A 16,731-nucleotide genomic window follows, 5' to 3' on the forward strand; every position below is an offset into this window, starting at 1 on the left:
ACTCAGCCCTCCGTCTTCTCTTCGGTCGCGACCGGTGCGTCCGTGACCTGTGCGTCGGCCGCGGCCCGACCGGCCTCGGTGCTCGTCGCGGTGGTGCCGCTGGCGCCGGAGCGGCGGGCCCGGTTCGGGCGGTCGCCGCGGTCGCGCCGCGGTGCGCGCTCCGCCGACGGCGCGGCGTCCCGCTCGCGCTTGGCGCTGATGCCACCGACGATGTCGCCCTTGTAGATCCACACCTTCACGCCGATCCGGCCGAACGTGGTGCGGGCCTCGAAGAAGCCGTAGTCGATGTCGGCGCGCAGCGTGTGCAGCGGCACGCGGCCGTCGCGGTAGTGCTCGGAACGGGACATCTCGGCGCCGCCCAGGCGGCCACCGCACTGCACGCGGATGCCCTTGACCTGCGGCGAGCGCATGGCCGACTGGATGGCCTTGCGCATCGCCCGGCGGAACGCCACGCGGTTGGACAGCTGCTCGGCCACGCCCTGCGCGACGAGCTGCGCGTCCGACTCGGGGCCCTTGACCTCGAGGATGTTCAGCTGGACCTGCTTCTTGGTGAGCTTCTCCAGCTCACCGCGGATGCGGTCGGCCTCCGCGCCGCGCCTGCCGATGACGATGCCCGGCCGGGCGGTGTGGATGTCGACGCGGACCCGGTCACGAGTGCGCTCGATCTCCACCTTGGAGATGCCGGCACGCTCCATGCCGCGCGAGAGCAGCTTGCGGATCTTGACGTCCTCGGCCACGTACTCGGCGTACTGCTTGTCGGCGTACCAGCGGGACTTCCAGTCGGTCGTGATCCCCAGCCGGAAGCCGTGCGGGTTGATCTTCTGGCCCACTACCTGGCCGCCTTCCGATTAGCGCTGTCCTTCTTCGGACGGGACTCCACCTCGACGGTGATGTGGCTCGTCCGCTTGCGGATGCGGTACGCACGACCCTGGGCGCGCGGGCGGAACCGCTTGAGGGTCGGGCCCTCGTCCACGTAGACCTTGGACACCCACAGCGTGTCGGGGTCCAAGGACAGGTTGTTCTCGGCGTTGGCCACGGCGCTCGCGAGCACCTTGCGGACCGGCTCACTTGCCGCCTGCGGCGCGAACTGGAGCACGGCCAGGGCCTCGCCGGCGCTACGACCCCTGATGAGCTCGACGACCCGACGCACCTTCATGGGCGTGTCGCGGACGTAGCGAGCCCGAGCCACGGCGCGCGGAAACTCCTGCGCCTCAGCTTCGTTACGGGCGTTCATCGCTGCTTCCCCTTGCTCTTCCTCTAGTTCGTCGCCTAGCGGCGGCGCGACTTCCGGTCGTCCTTGATGTGGCCCTTGAACGTGCGGGTCGGCGCGAACTCGCCGAGCTTGTGCCCGACCATCGACTCCGTCACGAACACCGGCACGTGCTTGCGGCCGTCGTGCACCGCGATCGTGTGGCCCAGCATGTCGGGGATGATCGTCGACCGGCGGGACCAGGTCTTGATGACGGTCTTCTTGCCCGACTCGTTGAGGACGTCCACCTTCTTGAGCAGGTGGTCGTCGACGAAGGGGCCCTTCTTAAGGCTGCGTGGCATCCTTCACTCCCTCCCTGCTCAGCGCTTCTTACCGGTGCGACGACGCCGGACGATGAGCTTGTCGCTTGCCTTGCGGCGGCGGGTACGGCCTTCGGGCTTGCCTGCCGGGTTCACCGGGTGGCGACCACCGGAGGTCTTGCCCTCACCACCACCGTGCGGGTGGTCGACCGGGTTCATGGCGACACCGCGGACGGTGGGCTTCCTGCCCTTCCACCGCATGCGGCCCGCCTTGCCCCAGTTGATGTTCTGGTGCTCGGCGTTGCCGACCTCGCCGACCGTGGCGCGGCAGCGCACGTCCACGTTGCGGATCTCGCCCGAGGGCATCCGCAGCTGGGCGTACGGGCCGTCCTTGGCGACGAGCTGCACGCTGGCGCCCGCCGAGCGGGCGATCTTCGCGCCGCCGCCGGGGCGCAGCTCGATCGCGTGCACCACGGTACCGACCGGGATGTTGCGCAGCGGCAGGTTGTTGCCCGGCTTGATGTCGGCCTTGGGGCCGTTCTCGATCCGGTCGCCCTGCCGCAGCTTGGCCGGGGCGATGATGTAGCGCTTCTCGCCGTCGACGTAGTGCAGGAGCGCGATGCGCGCGGTGCGGTTGGGGTCGTACTCGATGTGAGCGACCTTGGCCGGGATGCCGTCCTTGTCGGTGCGGCGGAAGTCGATCAGGCGGTAGGCCCGCTTGTGGCCGCCGCCCTTGTGCCGCGTCGTGATCTTGCCCGACGCGTTGCGGCCACCGCGGCCGTGCAGCGGGCGGATCAGCGACTTCTCCGGCGTCGACCGAGTGATCTCGGCGAAGTCGGAGACGCTCGCACCGCGACGACCGGGGGTCGTCGGCTTGTACTTGCGAATGCCCATCTCTACGCAGTCCTCGTCGTCATCAGGCGGCCGGGCCGCCGAAGATCTCGATCGGCTTGCTCTCGGCGGACAGCGTCACGATGGCGCGCTTGGTGTCCTTGCGCTTGCCGAAGCCCGTCCGGGTGCGCTTGCGCTTGCCCTGGCGGTTGATCGTGTTGACGCTGACGACCTTGACGCCGAAGACCTTCTCCACGGCAATCTTGATCTGGGTCTTGTTCGCGCCGGGGGCCACCACGAAGGTGTACTTGTTCTCCTCCAGGAGCCCGTAGGACTTCTCGGAGATGACCGGCGCGAGCAGGATGTCCCTGTGGTCGGGGATCACTTCTCGTCCTCCACTTCGGACGAACCGGCGACCGCCTCGGCCGAGCCAGCGCCCAGCTGGGCCTTGCTCGCCAGGAACACGTCCAGAGCGTCCTTGGTGAACACCACGTCGTCGTTGACCAGCACGTCGAAGGTGTTCAGCTGGTCCGGGGCGATGATGTGCACGTGCGGCAGGTTGCGCAGGCTGACCCACGAAACCTCTTCGGTGCGCAGCAGCACGGCCAGCACCCGGCGGGCGTCGGTGACCGACTCCAGGACCTTGCGGGCGGTCTTGGTCGACGGGGCGTCGCCCTCGACGAAACCGCTCACCACGTGGACCTGGCCGGCGCGGGCCCGGTCGGAGAGGGCGCCGCGCAGCGCGGCGGCCTTCATCTTCTTGGGGGTGCGCTGGCTGTAGTCGCGCGGCTGGGGACCGTGGACGGTGCCACCGCCGGCGAACTGCGGCGCGCGGGTCGAGCCCTGGCGGGCGCGGCCGGTGCCCTTCTGCCGGTACGGCTTCTTGCCACCGCCGGACACCTCGCCGCGGGTCTTCGTCGAGTGCGTGCCCTGGCGGGCCGCGGCCTGCTGGGCCACGACGACCTGGTGCAGCAGCGCGACGTTGGCCTGCGCGTCGAAGACGGCGGCGGGCAGCTCGACGCTGCCGTCGGTCTTGCCGTCCGGGGTGCGGATCTCAACGGACGTCATGATCAGGCACCACCCTTCGCAGCGGTCTTGACGAACACGGTGCCGCCCTTGGGACCGGGCACCGCGCCCTTGATGAGCAGCAGGCCGGACTCGACGTCGACCTTGTGCACCTTGAGGTTCTGGGTGGTCACGCGCACGTGGCCCATGCGACCCGCCATGCGCAGGCCCTTGAACACGCGGCCGGGCGTGGCGCAGCCGCCGATGGAGCCCGGCGAGCGGTGCTTGCGCTGCGTGCCGTGGCTGGCGCCGAGGCCGTGGAAGCCGTGCCGCTTCATGACACCCGCGGTGCCCTTGCCCTTGCTGGTGCCGACCACGTCGACCACCGCGCCGGCCTCGAACACCTCGGCGGTGACCTCCTGGCCGACCTGGTACTCGGACGCGTCCGTGGTCCGCAGCTCCGCGAGGTGGCGGCGCGGCGTGACCCCGGCCTTGGCGTAGTGGCCCGCGACGGGCTTCTTCACCTTGCGCGGGTCGATCGCGCCGAACGCGAGCTGAACGGCCGAGTAGCCGTCGTTCTCCTGGGTCCGGACCTGGGTGACCACGTTCGGCTCTGCCTTGACGACGGTCACCGGGACGATCCGGTTGTTCTCGTCGAAGACCTGAGTCATGCCGAGCTTGGTGCCCAGGAGGCCCTTAACCTGCCTGTCAGACATTGGTCTCGTTACTCTCCGCGTCCAACGCTTACTGGATGTTGACGTCGACGCTCGCCGGCAGGTCGATGCGCATGAGCGCGTCCACCGTCTTCGGCGTCGGGTCGAGGATGTCGATCAGACGCTTGTGCGTGCGCATCTCGAAGTGCTCGCGCGAGTCCTTGTACTTGTGCGGCGAGCGGATGACGCAGTAGACGTTCTTCTCAGTGGGCAGCGGCACAGGCCCGACGACCCGAGCGCCGGTGCGCGTCACGGTCTCGACGATCTTGCGCGCGGACGCGTCGATCGCCTCGTGGTCGTAGGCCTTGAGCCGGATGCGGATCTTCTGTCCCGCCATGATGGCTTGCCGTTCCTCTGCTTCTCGATACCGCTGCGGTGCGGGCAACCGGAATGAGGTCCTGGCAGACCTCCGGCGCGTACCGCCCCCTATTCAGGACTGACACCTCAGCGGTGTCACGGTGCCCGGTCCACGCGGTCGGGCGTGTCGCGCCCTCGGCGATAAACCGGTCCCACTGATGAAACCTGTGGGATTGACTTGCTGTTCGATCCCCTCGTGACGGGGCGGCCGGGTTCCGAAGGGAACCGGCCGCCCCGACGAGCAACCCGTCAATGGTCGCACACGGACGTGCGCGAGCCAAATCGGGGGTCCATCAGTAGAGCGAGGTCACTTGATGATCTTGGTGACCGAGCCCGCGCCGACCGTCCGGCCACCCTCGCGGATGGCGAACCGCAGACCCTCGTCCATCGCGATCGGCTGGATCAGCTTCACGCTCATGGAGGTGGTGTCGCCCGGCATGACCATCTCGGTGCCCTCGGGGAGGGTCACGACGCCGGTCACGTCGGTGGTGCGGAAGTAGAACTGCGGACGGTAGTTGTTGAAGAACGGCGTGTGGCGGCCGCCCTCGTCCTTGGACAGGATGTAGACCTGCGCCTCGAACTCGGTGTGCGGGGTGGTGGTGCCCGGCTTCACGATGACCATGCCGCGCTCCACCTCCTCGCGCTTGATGCCGCGGAGCAGCAGGGCGGCGTTGTCGCCGGCCTGGCCCTCGTCGAGGAACTTCTTGAACATCTCGATCGAGGTCACGGTGGTCTTCTTCGAAGACTCCTTGATGCCGACGATCTCGACTTCCTCGTTGACCTTGATCACACCGCGCTCGATGCGACCGGTCACCACGGTGCCGCGGCCGGTGATCGTGAAGACGTCCTCGACCGGCATCAGGAACGGCCGGTCGACCTCACGCTCGGGCTCCGGGATGTTCTCGTCCACGGCGTCCATCAGACCGATGAGCTTCTCGCCCCACTCGGCGTCGCCCTCCAGCGCCTTCAGGGCGGAGACGCGCACGACCGGCAGGTCGTCACCGGGGAACTCGTACTCGGACAGCAGCTCGCGGACCTCGAGCTCGACGAGCTCCAGGATCTCCTCGTCGTCCACCATGTCGGCCTTGTTCAGGGCCACCACGATGTAGGGCACACCGACCTGGCGGGCCAGGAGGACGTGCTCCTTCGTCTGCGGCATCGGGCCGTCGGTCGCCGCGACCACCAGGATGGCGCCGTCCATCTGCGCCGCACCGGTGATCATGTTCTTGATGTAGTCGGCGTGACCGGGGCAGTCGACGTGCGCGTAGTGGCGCTTGTCGGTCTGGTACTCGATGTGGGCGATCGAGATGGTGATGCCGCGCTGCTTCTCCTCCGGCGCCTTGTCGATCTGGTCGAACGGCGTGAAGGGGTTCAGTTCCGGGTACTTGTCGTGCAGGACCTTGGAGATCGCCGCGGTCAGCGTCGTCTTGCCGTGGTCGATGTGACCGATGGTGCCGATGTTGACGTGCGGCTTCGTCCGCTCGAACTTCGCCTTCGCCACTGGATTGTCCTCCTGGACTTCTGTTGCTGTGCCCGGCGGTGGTGTGTCGCCGCCCGCCGGGCGTCACGTCAGGGTTCTGCGGACCCCAGGGACGAGAGACCCCGGAGAGCCCGCGTGGTGCTGCGGTGCTCCGGTTGGGGTTACTCGCCCGTCGCCTTCGCGATGATCTCCTTCGCGACGTTCGTGGGAACCTCGGCGTAGGAGTCAAAGGTCATCGAGTAGTTCGCGCGACCCTGGGTCTTGGACCGCAGGTCGCCGACGTACCCGAACATCTCCGACAGCGGGACCAGCGCCTTGACGACACGGGTGCCGCTGCGCTCCTCCATGGCCTGGATCTGGCCACGGCGGGAGTTCAGGTCACCGATGACGTCGCCCATGTACTCCTCGGGCGTGGTCACTTCGACCGCCATCATCGGTTCGAGCAGGGCCGGGTCGGCCTTCCGGGCGGCTTCCTTGAGCGCCATGGAACCGGCGATCTTGAACGCCATCTCGGAGGAGTCGACCTCGTGGTAGGCGCCGTCGGTCAGCGTGACCTTGATGCCGACCAGCGGGTAGCCCGCCAGCACGCCGTACTGCATCGCGTCCTGGGCGCCGGCGTCGACCGACGGGATGTACTCCCGCGGGATGCGACCACCGGTGACCGCGTTCACGAACTCGTAGAGCGCGCCCGCCTCGTTCTTCTCCAGCGGCTCGATGTCGATCAGGACCTTGGCGAACTGGCCCGAGCCACCGGTCTGCTTCTTGTGCGTGTACGAGTACTTCTCCACCTTGCGGCGGATCGTCTCGCGGTAGGCGACCTGCGGCTTGCCGATGTTCGCCTCGACCTTGAACTCGCGGCGCATCCGGTCGACCAGGATGTCCAGGTGCAGCTCGCCCATGCCGGCGATGATGGTCTGCCCGGTCTCCTCGTCCTGCTTGACGCGGAAGGTCGGGTCCTCCTCCGCCAGCTTCTGGATCGCGGTGCTGAGCTTCTCCTGGTCGGCCTTCGTCTTGGGCTCGATCGCCACCTCGATGACCGGCTCGGGGAAGGTCATGGACTCCAGCACGATGGGCGCCTGCGGGTCGCTCAGCGTCTCACCGGTGGTGGTGTCCTTGAGGCCGATCACGGCGTAGATGTGGCCCGCGATGGCCTCTTCGACCGGGTTCTCCTTGTTGGCGTGCATCTGGAAGATCTTCCCGATGCGCTCCTTGCGGTCCTTGGTCGAGTTGATGACCTGGGTGCCGGAGGAGACCTTGCCCGAGTACACCCGGATGTAGGTCAGCTTGCCGAAGAACGGGTGCGCGGCGATCTTGAACGCCAAGGCCGAGAACGGCTCGTCCGTCGACGGCTTGCGGAAGGCGGGCGTCTCGCCGTCCTGGAGCGTGCCCTCGACCGGCGGCAGGTCCAGCGGCGCGGGCAGGTAGTCGATCACGGCGTCGAGCATGGGCTGCACGCCCTTGTTCTTGAACGCCGAGCCGCACAGCACCGGGTACGCGGACGCCTCGGCGACGATCTTGCGGATGCCCGCCTTGATCTGCGCGACGGTCAGCTCCTCGCCACCGAGGTACTGCTCCATCAGGGCGTCGTCGGTCTCGGCGACGGCCTCGACGAGCTGCTCGCGGTACTCGTTCGCCTTGTCCACGAGGTCGGCCGGGATCTCCTCGACCGCGTAGTCCTCGCCCTTCTGGACGTCGCCGCGCCAGGTCAGCGCGCGCATCTCGACCAGGTCGACGACGCCGATGAAGTCGCCCTCCGCGCCGATCGGGATCTGGATCGGGAGCGGCTTGGCGCCGAGGCGCTCGGAGATGGTGCGCACGGTGAAGTAGAAGTCCGCGCCCAGCTTGTCCATCTTGTTGACGAAGCAGATGCGCGGGACGTCGTACTTGGTCGCCTGCCGCCACACCTGCTCGGACTGGGGCTCGACGCCTTCCTTGCCGTCGAACACCGCCACCGCGCCGTCGAGCACGCGGAGGTTGCGCTCCACCTCGACGGTGAAGTCGACGTGGCCGGGCGTGTCGATGAGGTTGATCTGGTGGTTCTTCCAGAAGCAGGTCGTCGCGGCGGACGTGATCGTGATGCCGCGCTCCTGCTCCTGCTCCATCCAGTCCATCGTGGCGGCGCCGTCGTGGACCTCGCCGATCTTGTAGTTGATCCCCGTGTAGAAGAGGATCCGCTCGGACGTCGTGGTCTTGCCCGCGTCGATGTGGGCCATGATCCCGATGTTGCGGACCTTGGCCAGGTCGGTGAGCACGTCCTGTGCCACGGGTGTTTCCCCTGTCTTGAGCTCGCAGGCTCACTAGGGCTGGGAGGGCCCGGCCGGTCCTCGGGGAACCGGCCGGGCGTCACGTCACCAGCGGTAGTGGGCGAAGGCCTTGTTCGACTCGGCCATCTTGTGGGTGTCCTCGCGGCGCTTCACGCTCGCGCCCAGGCCGTTGCTCGCGTCGAGCAGCTCGTTCATCAGGCGCTCGACCATCGTCTTCTCGCGGCGCTGCCGGGAGAAGGTGATCAGCCAGCGCAGCGCCAGCGTGGTCGCGCGGCCGGGCTTGACCTCGATCGGCACCTGGTAGGTCGCACCACCGACGCGGCGGCTCTTGACCTCCAGCGCGGGCTTCACGTTGTCCAGCGCGCGCTTCAGCGTGACGACCGGGTCGGTGCCGGTCTTGTCGCGGGCGCCCTCCAGGGCGCCGTACACGATCCGCTCGGCCACGGAGCGCTTGCCGTCGACCAGCACCTTGTTGATGAGCTGGGTCACCAGCGGAGAGCTGTAGACCGGGTCGGAGATCAGCGGCCGCTTCGGGGCCGGTCCCTTGCGGGGCATCAGCTCTTCTCCTTCTTCGCGCCGTACCGGCTGCGAGCCTGCTTGCGGTTCTTCACGCCCTGCGTGTCGAGGGAACCGCGGATGATCTTGTACTGGACGCCGGGCAGGTCCTTGACCCGACCGCCCCTGACCAGCACCATCGAGTGCTCTTGGAGGTTGTGCCCCTCGCCCGGAATGTAGGCGGTGATCTCGATGCCGCTCGTCAGCTTCACGCGGGCGACCTTGCGCAGCGCCGAGTTGGGCTTACGGGGCGTGGTCGTGTAGACGCGGGTGCACACACCGCGGCGCTGGGGGCTCCCCTTCAGCGCGGCGGTCTTCTGCTTCTCGACCTTTTCCTGCCGGCCCTTGCGGACCAGTTGCTGGATTGTTGGCATGTGCCGACTGCTTCTTCCGTTGGAGTGCCCACCGGACTGGCCGAGAGCACTGTTGACCTGGTCCCTCTCCGTACCCGAGGTCGGGCGTGTCGCCCCTGCTCCCAGGTCCGCAGGTGACATCCCAGGACGTCCCTGCGCGTGGAGGTCACCGCGGCCGGCTATCCAGCTCATGTGGCGCGTAGGCACGCGGAGGGTGCCCAACACACGTGTCGAGCACGGACCGAAGATACCCGCACCCCTCTGAAGGGTCAAAATGGCCCGCTCCGGACCCGCGAACGCCGACTGCCCGCACCACCGGGGCGGTGCGGGCAGCGGGTCCTCCACGCGGCGCGGGCGCCGCGCGTCAAGCCGGGGCGTGGTTCTCCCGCCACCAGCGCTGACCGCTCTCGGGCAGGGTATCGATCGGGTCGTAGTAGCAGAACTTGCGTTCGAGGGCTTCCTCGTCGCCCTCGATGGTGGTGCGGTAGTTCTTCGTCCAGTACGACATCCCGCGCTCACGGTCGTATTCGGACACCTGGTGCACCCAGCGCTTGCCGACGTACGGCACGTCGCACACGATCCGCGGGGTGGCGTACCCCGGCAGGTAGCCCATGATGTCGTGCTGGAGCTCCTGGGCGCGGGCGAGCGACACCCGCCAGTGCTCGGCGTTGGGGATCATGTCGCACATGTAGAAGTAGTAGGGCAGGATCCCGGCCTCGCCCTGGAGGGCGAAGCACAGGTCGAGCAGGTCGTCGGCGGTCGAGTTGACGCCGTTCATCAGGACGCCCTGGTTGCGCACGTCGCGCACGCCCGCGTCCAGCATCGCCCGCGCCGCCTCCGCGACCAGCGGTGTGACCGACTGGACGTGGTTGACGTGCGTGTGGACGGCCAGGTTGACCCCGCGGCGCGCGGCGACGCGGGCCACCCGCTCCACCCCTTCGAGCACCTGCGGCTGCAACCAGTGCTGGGGCAGGCCGGCCAGCGCCTTCGTCGCGAGGCGGATGTCGCGCACGCTGTCCACGTCGAGCAGCCGCATGAGGAAGGACTCCAGCTGCGGCCACGGCACGTTGGCGACGTCGCCGCCGGACACCACGACGTCGCGGACGCCCGGCGTCTCCTTCAGGTAGCCGATGATCCGGTCCTGCCGGTCCACCGGCTTCAGGTTCAGCTTGTGCTTCTGCACCAGCGGCGTCGAATTGCCCACCAGGTCCATCCGGGTGCAGTGCCCGCAGTACTGGGGGCAGGTGGAGACCAGTTCCGCCAGCACCTTGGTCGGGTAGCGGTGGGTCAACCCCTCCACCACCCACATCTCCGCCTCGTGCAGGGAATCGCGTTCGGCGTACGGGTGGCTGGGCCACTGCGGATCGCGGTCCGAGGCCACCGGCAGCATGTACCGGCGGACGGGATCGCTGTAAAACGCCGCGGTGACCTTCACGGGGTCCGTTCCCGCATCTCCCGCTATCGTGTTCAACATCTGCGGCGGGAGCAGCATCGACATGGTCGCGAAACGCGTCTGGTCGGCGACCAGGTCCTCGTAGAACCGGTCGGTGAGCAGGTCGCCCATCACCGCCCGCAACTGCTTCACGCTCTTCACGCAGTTCACCCGCTGCCACTGCGGGTCGCGCCACTGCGCCGCGGTGGCGCCGCGCCAGCCGGGGAACCGCTGCCAGTCCGGTTCCACCAGCTCACGGCGGGTGTACTCGTACGGCTGGCGAGGTGTGCCCGTGTGGTTCGTCATTCGCGCTCTCCTGTCCGCTCGGCCTCGACGCGCTAGTCGCCCTGGGGCGGAACGGCGGTTTCCGCACCGCCCTGCCGGCTCGCGGTCAGCTCCGCCAGGACCGCGAGCGAGACCTCCGGCGCCATCAGCTCGCGCATGGTGAAGCGCACGCCGAAGCGGCGTCCCAGGCGACGGGCCAACGAAATGATCTGCAAGGAGTCCAGACCGATTTCGAACAAGGACGTATCGGCGCTGAACTGCCCTGGGAGGACCTTTTCCTCCTGTTCGACGAGTTCCCTGGAGAAATTCAACACGCTCTCGAACACGTCATCCGCGGCTCCCTTTTCGGCAGCACGCAGGTTCGAGTTCGCTACCCCCACGACCAGCCTCCCTTGATCGGTTTTCCGACGGTGCCCGCGGCACCGCGGCGGGCGGCTCGGATCAGCCGGCGGCGCCTGCGGTCTCGGCCTCCGCCGCGGTCCACGCGCGCCAGAGGCGGGCGTAGAGCCCCCCCTGTTCGAGCAGCTCGTCGTGGCTGCCCAGTTCGACCAGGCGGCCACCCTCCATCAGCGCGATCCGGTCCGCGTCCCGCGCGACGTCGAGGCGGTGCGCGATCGCGATCACCGTCCGCCCCCTGGCGACGGCGGACAGCGCGCCCTCCGCGTGCTCGGACGCCGCGGCGTCGAGCGCGGAGGTCGCCTCGTCGAGGAGCAGCACTTGCGGCTGCGCGAGCAGGATCCGGACGAGGGCGAACTGCTGGGCGACGGCCTCGGGGACGTGGGTCTCACCGGGGCCGACCTCCGTGTCGAGCCCGTCGTCGCACGACTCGATCCACTCGTCCGCGCCGACCGCCCTGGCCGCCTCCAGGAGCTGCTCGTCGGTCCAGCCGTCCGGCTGCCCGGCCGGCGGCTCGGGCAGCGCGAGGTTGTCGCGCACCGTCCCGGCGAACACGTGGGTGTCCTGGGTCACCATCGCGATCCGCTTGCGCAGCTCGTCCGCACCGAGGTCCGAGACGTCGACCCCGTCGACGTGGACCGTCCCCGCGGTGGGCCGGTGGACGCCCGCGAGCAGCTTGCCCAGGGTCGACTTCCCCGCGCCCGACGAGCCGACGACCGCGATCCGCTCGCCCGCGGCGACCTCCAGGTCGATGCCGTGCAGCACCGGCCGGTCGGGCGTGTAGCCGAACCGGACGCCCCGGAGCACGACGGAGCCGCCCGTGCCCTGCTCGGCGGGTACGCCGGCGGTGTCCTCCCGGTCGACCCGGATGCGCTCGACGCCGAGGATCCGGCGCAGCGCCGCCCACCCCATCTGGAGCTCGTCCAACCACGCCATGAGGTCGCCGAGCGGATCGGCGAGCCGTTCCACGTAGAGCACCATCGCGGTCAGCGCGGCCAGGCTCACCAGGTCGTTCGCGTAGGCCCACCCGCCCAGCAGCAGCATCGCCGCCATCGGGAGGAAGACCGACAGGTCGAGGCAGGGGAAGTACCGGCTCTGCAACCCGATCGTGTGCTTCTGGGTCTTCCGCGCCCTGGCGAGCAGGCGGTTCCCGTGGTCGATCCGCCGGCCGGACAGCCGCAGCGATTCGACGGTGAACGCGCCGAGCACGCTCTCGTGGGTGCTCGACCGGACGTCGGACCACTGTTCGAGCAGCCGCTCGTAGGCGGGCAGCGCGCGCTTGCGGTACCACCGCGTGCTCAGCACCAGCAGCGGCGTCGTGATCAGGGCGACCAGCGTGAGCAGCGGCGAGGTGACCAGCATCGCGCCGAGGGTGAGCGCCAGCAGCACGAGGGCCGTGAAGATCTGCGGCAGCGCGTGCCGCACGCCCTCGTCGAGCTTCTCGACGTCGGAGGTCGCGCGGCTGAGCATGTCGCCGGAGTCGACGGAGTCGACCTCGCCGAGCGGCAGCCGCAGCACCCGGTCGACGAAGCGCTCGCGGGTGCGGGCGAGCGCCGCCTCGCCCAGCACGGCCGCGCGCACGCGGGAGGCCCGGTGCAGCAGCACCTGGACGACCAGGGCGACGACGAAGGCGATCGCGAGGAGGTCCACGTGGGCGGTGGTCGTGCCCCGCTGCACCGACTCGACGAACTCGCCGAGCAGCGCGGGACCGACGAGGCCGGCGACGGTGGCGGCGACGGTGAGGGCGAGCACGACGACGACGCCCCGCCGGTCGGCCCGCAGGTACTGGCGCAACCAGTCGCGGAGGTCCTCCGGAGCGGCCAGCGGCAGTCGGTTCATCGGGCAGCCTCCCGGATGGCCTGGTTCTCCGCGTCGTCCGCGTCGTCCGCGTCGTCCGCGTCGTCCGCGTCGTCCGCGTCGTCCGCGTCGTCGTCCCCGTCGTCGAACGGGTCGTCCTCGATCTCCACCACGTGGTCGGCGACGCCCCGCCACAGGGCGCTGCGGCTGAGCACGACGGTCGTGCTGCCCCGGCGCAGCCGCGCCACGGCCTCGGCGATCTGCGCCTCCGTGTACGAGTCGACGGCGGAGGTCGGGTCGTCGAGCACGAGGACGTCCGACGCCGCGTACAGCGCGCGGGCCAGCACCAACCGCTGGCGCTGGCCGCCGGACAGGCTCCTGGCGTTCTCGGGCAGCTCGCTCGCCAGGCCGTCGGGCAGCGCCTCCACCACGTCGGTGGCCCCGGCCGCGGCGAGCACCTGCTCCAGCGTCGGCGCGTCCGCACCGTCGCCGCGGCCCGAGGTCAGCTCCGCCCGCAGGACGCCGGAGAAGATGCGGTGCGCGTGCCCGGCCAGGAGGATCGTGCGGCGCACCTCGCCGAGGCCGACGTCGGCCACCGGCACCCCGCCCACCAGCACGGAGCGCCGGTGGTTCACGGGGATCTCGACGTCCTCGAAGTCCTCGTCGTCCTCGTCCTCCTCCTCGTCCGGGTCGGAGAGGTAGTCGAGGACCGGGTAGTGCGCGAGCCGCCGGGCGAGGGACCGGGACGCCTTCGACGACGCGACCACGACGGTCAGCTCGCCCGCGGGCGCGGTGACGCCGGTCTCCGGGTCGTGCAGGTCGAGCGGGCCCGCGGGCACGGCGCGGGGCTCGTCCGGTTCGTCGAGGACCGGGTCGAGCCCGAGCAGCGACACCACGCGGCCCGCGGACACCTTGGCCTGGCTGAGCGTGCCGATCGCCTCGGTGATGTTGGTGATGGCGAGCACGAGGAACACCGAGGCGCCGTAGAAGGCGACCAGCTCGCCCGGCGCGATCACGCCCGACAGCGCGAGCCGCGCGCCGAGCCAGGTGATGCCCACCGTGATCAGGCCGGGGAACAGCACACCGGCCGACGTCAACCACGCCTCGCTGCGCGCCGCGGCGACACCGGTGGCGCGCACCCGCTCGCTCGCCTCGCGGAACCGCCGCGAGAAGACGCGCTCCCCGCCGATGCCGCGCAGCACGCGCAGCCCGGAGACCACGTCGACGGCGAGCGAGGTGGCGCCCTCCAGCTCGTCGCGCTGCTCCTCGTTGCGCTCGCGCAGCGGCTTGAGCAACAGGCCGATGCCCAGCACGGCGAGCGGGACGGCGACGACCAGCGCCAGGCCGAGCACCGGCGAGTGGCTCATCGTCACCACGACGACCACGGTGAGGCCCACGACCGCGCCGACCGTGCGGCCCAGGGTCTCGAACCCCTCGCCGACCGAGTCGACGTCGGTGTTCGCCACCGACATGACCTGCCCCGTCCGGGCGCGGATCAGCAGGGAGTCACCGAGCCGCGCGACGTGCCGGTTGACCAGGTCCTGCGTCGTCGCCGACGCGTGCAGGCCGGCCAGCCCGGCCGCCTGGTTCAGCAGGCCGCCGGTCACCGCCTGGACGAGGACGAGGACGAGCGTGGCCAGGAACCACCGGACGAGCTCACCGGAGGAGCCGCCCGCGATCCCGGCGTCGATCGCCTCGCCCACGGTGAACGGCAGCAGGGCGCCGGGCAGGATCCAGACGGCGCCGACCGCGGTGCTCGCGAGCACCGGGCCGCGCCGCGCCTTGGCGAGCTGCCACAGGTAGTCCAGCGGGCCGGTGGCGTGGAGGCCGACCGGCTCCCGGTCGTCGACGCTCATGCGAGGTCGTCCGCGTAGCGGGCGCGGGTGCCGTCGCGGTCGATCTTCCTGGTGCGCGTGTGCACCAGCTCCGGCACCACGCGGACCGCGCCGGGCACGAGGTACGGCGGCACGTTCGCGCGCAGGTGGGCGATGACCTCCCGAGGCAGGGCGTCGGGATCGGCCTCCCGCCTGGGCACGACGAACGCGACCAGGCCGTTGTGCTCGTTCTTCTCGACCTCGACGACCACCACCGACGCGACACCGGGGTGCCGCCCGATCCAGAACTCGATCTCGCCGATGTCGACCCGGATGCCGCGGACCTTGATGGTGAGGTCCGCCCGGCCGCGGAAGACCAGCGCGCCGGACGGGGTCGCCGCCACCAGGTCGCGGGTGCGGAAGTACCGCTTCGGCCCGTCGCCGAGGTCCAGCACCGGGAACCGCTCGGCGTTCAGCTCGTCGCGCGCGTGGTAGCCGAGCGCGATGTTGTCACCCGCCAGGTACAGCTCGCCCTCCGCGCCCGGCTCGGTGACGACCCGGCCCTCGTGCACGAGCTTCTGGTCGACGTGGGGCAGCGGCGCGCCGATGGGCACGACGTCGACCACCTCCCGGCCCGGTGCGACGCCGGGGCCGGACAGCTCCCACGCGTGGGTCACCAGGGCGGTCTCGGTCGAGCCGTAGGTGTTGAGCAGGCGGACGTGGTCCGCGCCGAGCCTGCGCCACTGCTCGACCATGTCCAGCCGCACCTGCTCGCCGCCGATCACGACGGTGCGCAGGGTCTTCGGCAGCTCCAGCTCCTCGTCCAGGAGGAACCCGACGAACTCGTTCCAGAAGGAGGTGGGCAGGTTGAGCACCGACACCTCGTACTCCGCCAGGACGTAGTGCAGGTCGATGTCGGCCTGGTCGTCCATGAGCACGGCGGCGCCCCGGCCGAAGGCGGGCAGCAGCTCCTCCAGGCTGGTGTCCCAGAACAGCGGCGTGAAGTGCAGCACCCGGTCGTCCGGTCGCACGTCGTAGAGCCGGACCAGCTCGGGCACGACGGCGGCGATCGCGCGGAACGGCACCACGGCCGCCTTGGGCGTGCCCGTGCTGCCGGAGGTGTAGAGGACGTAGGCCGGGTCCTCCGGCGACACCGGCACCAGCACGTCCTCGCCGCCACCGGAGGTGACCGTCCACTCCGGACGGATCACCTCGGCGACCTCCGGCACCCGGTCCTCCGCCGACGTGGAGATGAGCTGGGTGCAGCCGAGGTCGCGCACCAGGGTCTCCAGCCGGCTCACCGGCGCGGCCGGGTCGAGCGCGCAGTACGCCCGGCCCGCGGCCCAGACGCCCAGCGCCGCGGCGATGGTGCGCGGGGTGAAGGCTTCGATGATCGCCACCGGCGCGGGTGACGGACCCGCCGCGCGCACCAGCCCGGCCGTCGAGCGGATCCAGTCGGCCAGCGTCGCGTAGTCGACCACCTCACCGTTGTGGACGATCGCGGTTCGACGGGGTTCCGCCGCGGCGATCGCGTAGACGTCCCGCACGACCTCCGCCACGATCCGCGGGTTCGCGACTGATTCCATATCCACAGATCCCCCATAAGGACACGCGCGCGGGCCCGGTCGGGACACCGTTGATTTTACGGGCGAGTGCCGCACACACGCGAAAGGTCAGACCGCTGACTCACGAGAATGGTGGGGCGAGACGAACGCGCCGAGGTTCGACCACCGGGTGCGAACCTAACTATCCGGCGACGGCGACAACAAGCCGCAGTGACGCAGGACACATCATTGCTGCGGAAAGCCGCAGTCCGTCCACGGGACGCCCCGACCACGCGTTCACAAATGACTCCCATTACCACCGGGCCGCCCCGCGCGCCGGACGGGAACGCGGCCGACCATTTCATCGCTCGTTCACCGGAACGTCGCACCCGACTC

Annotated in this window: 17 protein-coding genes; all 17 read right to left on the reverse strand. The window is 69.8% G+C overall.

What is annotated here, in order from left to right; genetic code table 11:
* Nucleotides 1–2: 2 nt before the first annotated feature.
* On the reverse strand, nt 3–830 hold the full coding sequence (gene rpsC / locus C8E97_RS32350) for a 30S ribosomal protein S3 (RefSeq protein WP_121009849.1): 828 nt from the start codon (nt 828–830) through the stop codon (nt 3–5).
* On the reverse strand, nt 830–1,234 hold the full coding sequence (rplV, locus tag C8E97_RS32355; protein ID WP_121009852.1) for a 50S ribosomal protein L22: 405 nt from the start codon (nt 1,232–1,234) through the stop codon (nt 830–832). Before rplV ends, rpsC begins: the two co-directional genes overlap by 1 nt.
* Before the next feature lie 35 nt (nt 1,235–1,269).
* Complete coding sequence (gene rpsS / locus C8E97_RS32360) at nt 1,270–1,551, reverse strand: 30S ribosomal protein S19 (protein WP_121009855.1); 282 nt, start codon at nt 1,549–1,551, stop codon at nt 1,270–1,272.
* An 18-nt stretch (nt 1,552–1,569) separates the two neighbouring features.
* On the reverse strand, nt 1,570–2,403 hold the full coding sequence (rplB, locus tag C8E97_RS32365) for a 50S ribosomal protein L2 (RefSeq protein ID WP_121009857.1): 834 nt from the start codon (nt 2,401–2,403) through the stop codon (nt 1,570–1,572).
* A gap of 22 nt (nt 2,404–2,425) precedes the next feature.
* Nucleotides 2,426–2,725 carry a 50S ribosomal protein L23 gene (rplW, locus tag C8E97_RS32370; RefSeq protein ID WP_121009862.1) on the reverse strand — a complete coding sequence of 100 codons (300 nt, stop codon included), beginning with the start codon at nt 2,723–2,725 and terminating at the stop codon, nt 2,426–2,428.
* The gene (rplD, locus tag C8E97_RS32375) at nt 2,722–3,408 is read right to left on the reverse strand and encodes a 50S ribosomal protein L4 (protein WP_121009865.1); all 687 of its coding nucleotides are present in this window, start codon (nt 3,406–3,408) and stop codon (nt 2,722–2,724) included. The genes rplW and rplD overlap by 4 nt, the downstream gene beginning before the upstream one ends.
* Before the next feature lie 2 nt (nt 3,409–3,410).
* Entirely contained in the window at nt 3,411–4,061 is a 651-nt protein-coding gene (gene rplC, locus C8E97_RS32380) for a 50S ribosomal protein L3 (protein WP_121009868.1), read from the reverse strand.
* A 28-nt stretch (nt 4,062–4,089) separates the two neighbouring features.
* Nucleotides 4,090–4,395 carry a 30S ribosomal protein S10 gene (rpsJ, locus tag C8E97_RS32385; RefSeq protein WP_003938093.1) on the reverse strand — a complete coding sequence of 102 codons (306 nt, stop codon included), beginning with the start codon at nt 4,393–4,395 and terminating at the stop codon, nt 4,090–4,092.
* Nucleotides 4,396–4,722: 327 nt separating this feature from the next.
* Nucleotides 4,723–5,916 (reverse strand): elongation factor Tu, encoded by a 1,194-nt coding sequence (tuf, locus tag C8E97_RS32390; RefSeq protein ID WP_121009871.1) that lies wholly within the window; start codon nt 5,914–5,916, stop codon nt 4,723–4,725.
* 140 nt (nt 5,917–6,056) lie between these two features.
* On the reverse strand, nt 6,057–8,159 hold the full coding sequence (fusA, locus tag C8E97_RS32395; protein WP_121009874.1) for an elongation factor G: 2,103 nt from the start codon (nt 8,157–8,159) through the stop codon (nt 6,057–6,059).
* An 84-nt stretch (nt 8,160–8,243) separates the two neighbouring features.
* The gene (rpsG, locus tag C8E97_RS32400) at nt 8,244–8,714 is read right to left on the reverse strand and encodes a 30S ribosomal protein S7 (RefSeq protein ID WP_121009879.1); all 471 of its coding nucleotides are present in this window, start codon (nt 8,712–8,714) and stop codon (nt 8,244–8,246) included.
* A complete protein-coding gene (gene rpsL / locus C8E97_RS32405; protein WP_121009882.1) occupies nt 8,714–9,088 on the reverse strand; it encodes a 30S ribosomal protein S12 in 375 nt (124 codons plus the stop codon). The genes rpsG and rpsL overlap by 1 nt, the downstream gene beginning before the upstream one ends.
* Nucleotides 9,089–9,431: 343 nt before the next feature.
* Nucleotides 9,432–10,805 (reverse strand): KamA family radical SAM protein, encoded by a 1,374-nt coding sequence (locus tag C8E97_RS32410; protein ID WP_121009884.1) that lies wholly within the window; start codon nt 10,803–10,805, stop codon nt 9,432–9,434.
* Nucleotides 10,806–10,837: 32 nt separating this feature from the next.
* A complete protein-coding gene (locus C8E97_RS35040; RefSeq protein WP_170212053.1) occupies nt 10,838–11,164 on the reverse strand; it encodes an acyl carrier protein in 327 nt (108 codons plus the stop codon).
* Between the two features lie 61 nt (nt 11,165–11,225).
* Nucleotides 11,226–13,019 carry an ABC transporter ATP-binding protein gene (locus tag C8E97_RS32420; protein WP_121009890.1) on the reverse strand — a complete coding sequence of 598 codons (1,794 nt, stop codon included), beginning with the start codon at nt 13,017–13,019 and terminating at the stop codon, nt 11,226–11,228.
* Nucleotides 13,016–14,833 carry an ABC transporter ATP-binding protein gene (locus C8E97_RS32425; protein ID WP_121009893.1) on the reverse strand — a complete coding sequence of 606 codons (1,818 nt, stop codon included), beginning with the start codon at nt 14,831–14,833 and terminating at the stop codon, nt 13,016–13,018. Before C8E97_RS32425 ends, C8E97_RS32420 begins: the two co-directional genes overlap by 4 nt.
* Nucleotides 14,830–16,377 carry an AMP-binding protein gene (locus C8E97_RS32430; RefSeq protein WP_121009896.1) on the reverse strand — a complete coding sequence of 516 codons (1,548 nt, stop codon included), beginning with the start codon at nt 16,375–16,377 and terminating at the stop codon, nt 14,830–14,832. Before C8E97_RS32430 ends, C8E97_RS32425 begins: the two co-directional genes overlap by 4 nt.
* Nucleotides 16,378–16,731: the final 354 nt, after the last annotated feature.

Source organism: Saccharothrix australiensis, assembly GCF_003634935.1.
In the GTDB taxonomy this organism is placed as follows: domain Bacteria; phylum Actinomycetota; class Actinomycetes; order Mycobacteriales; family Pseudonocardiaceae; genus Actinosynnema; species Actinosynnema australiense.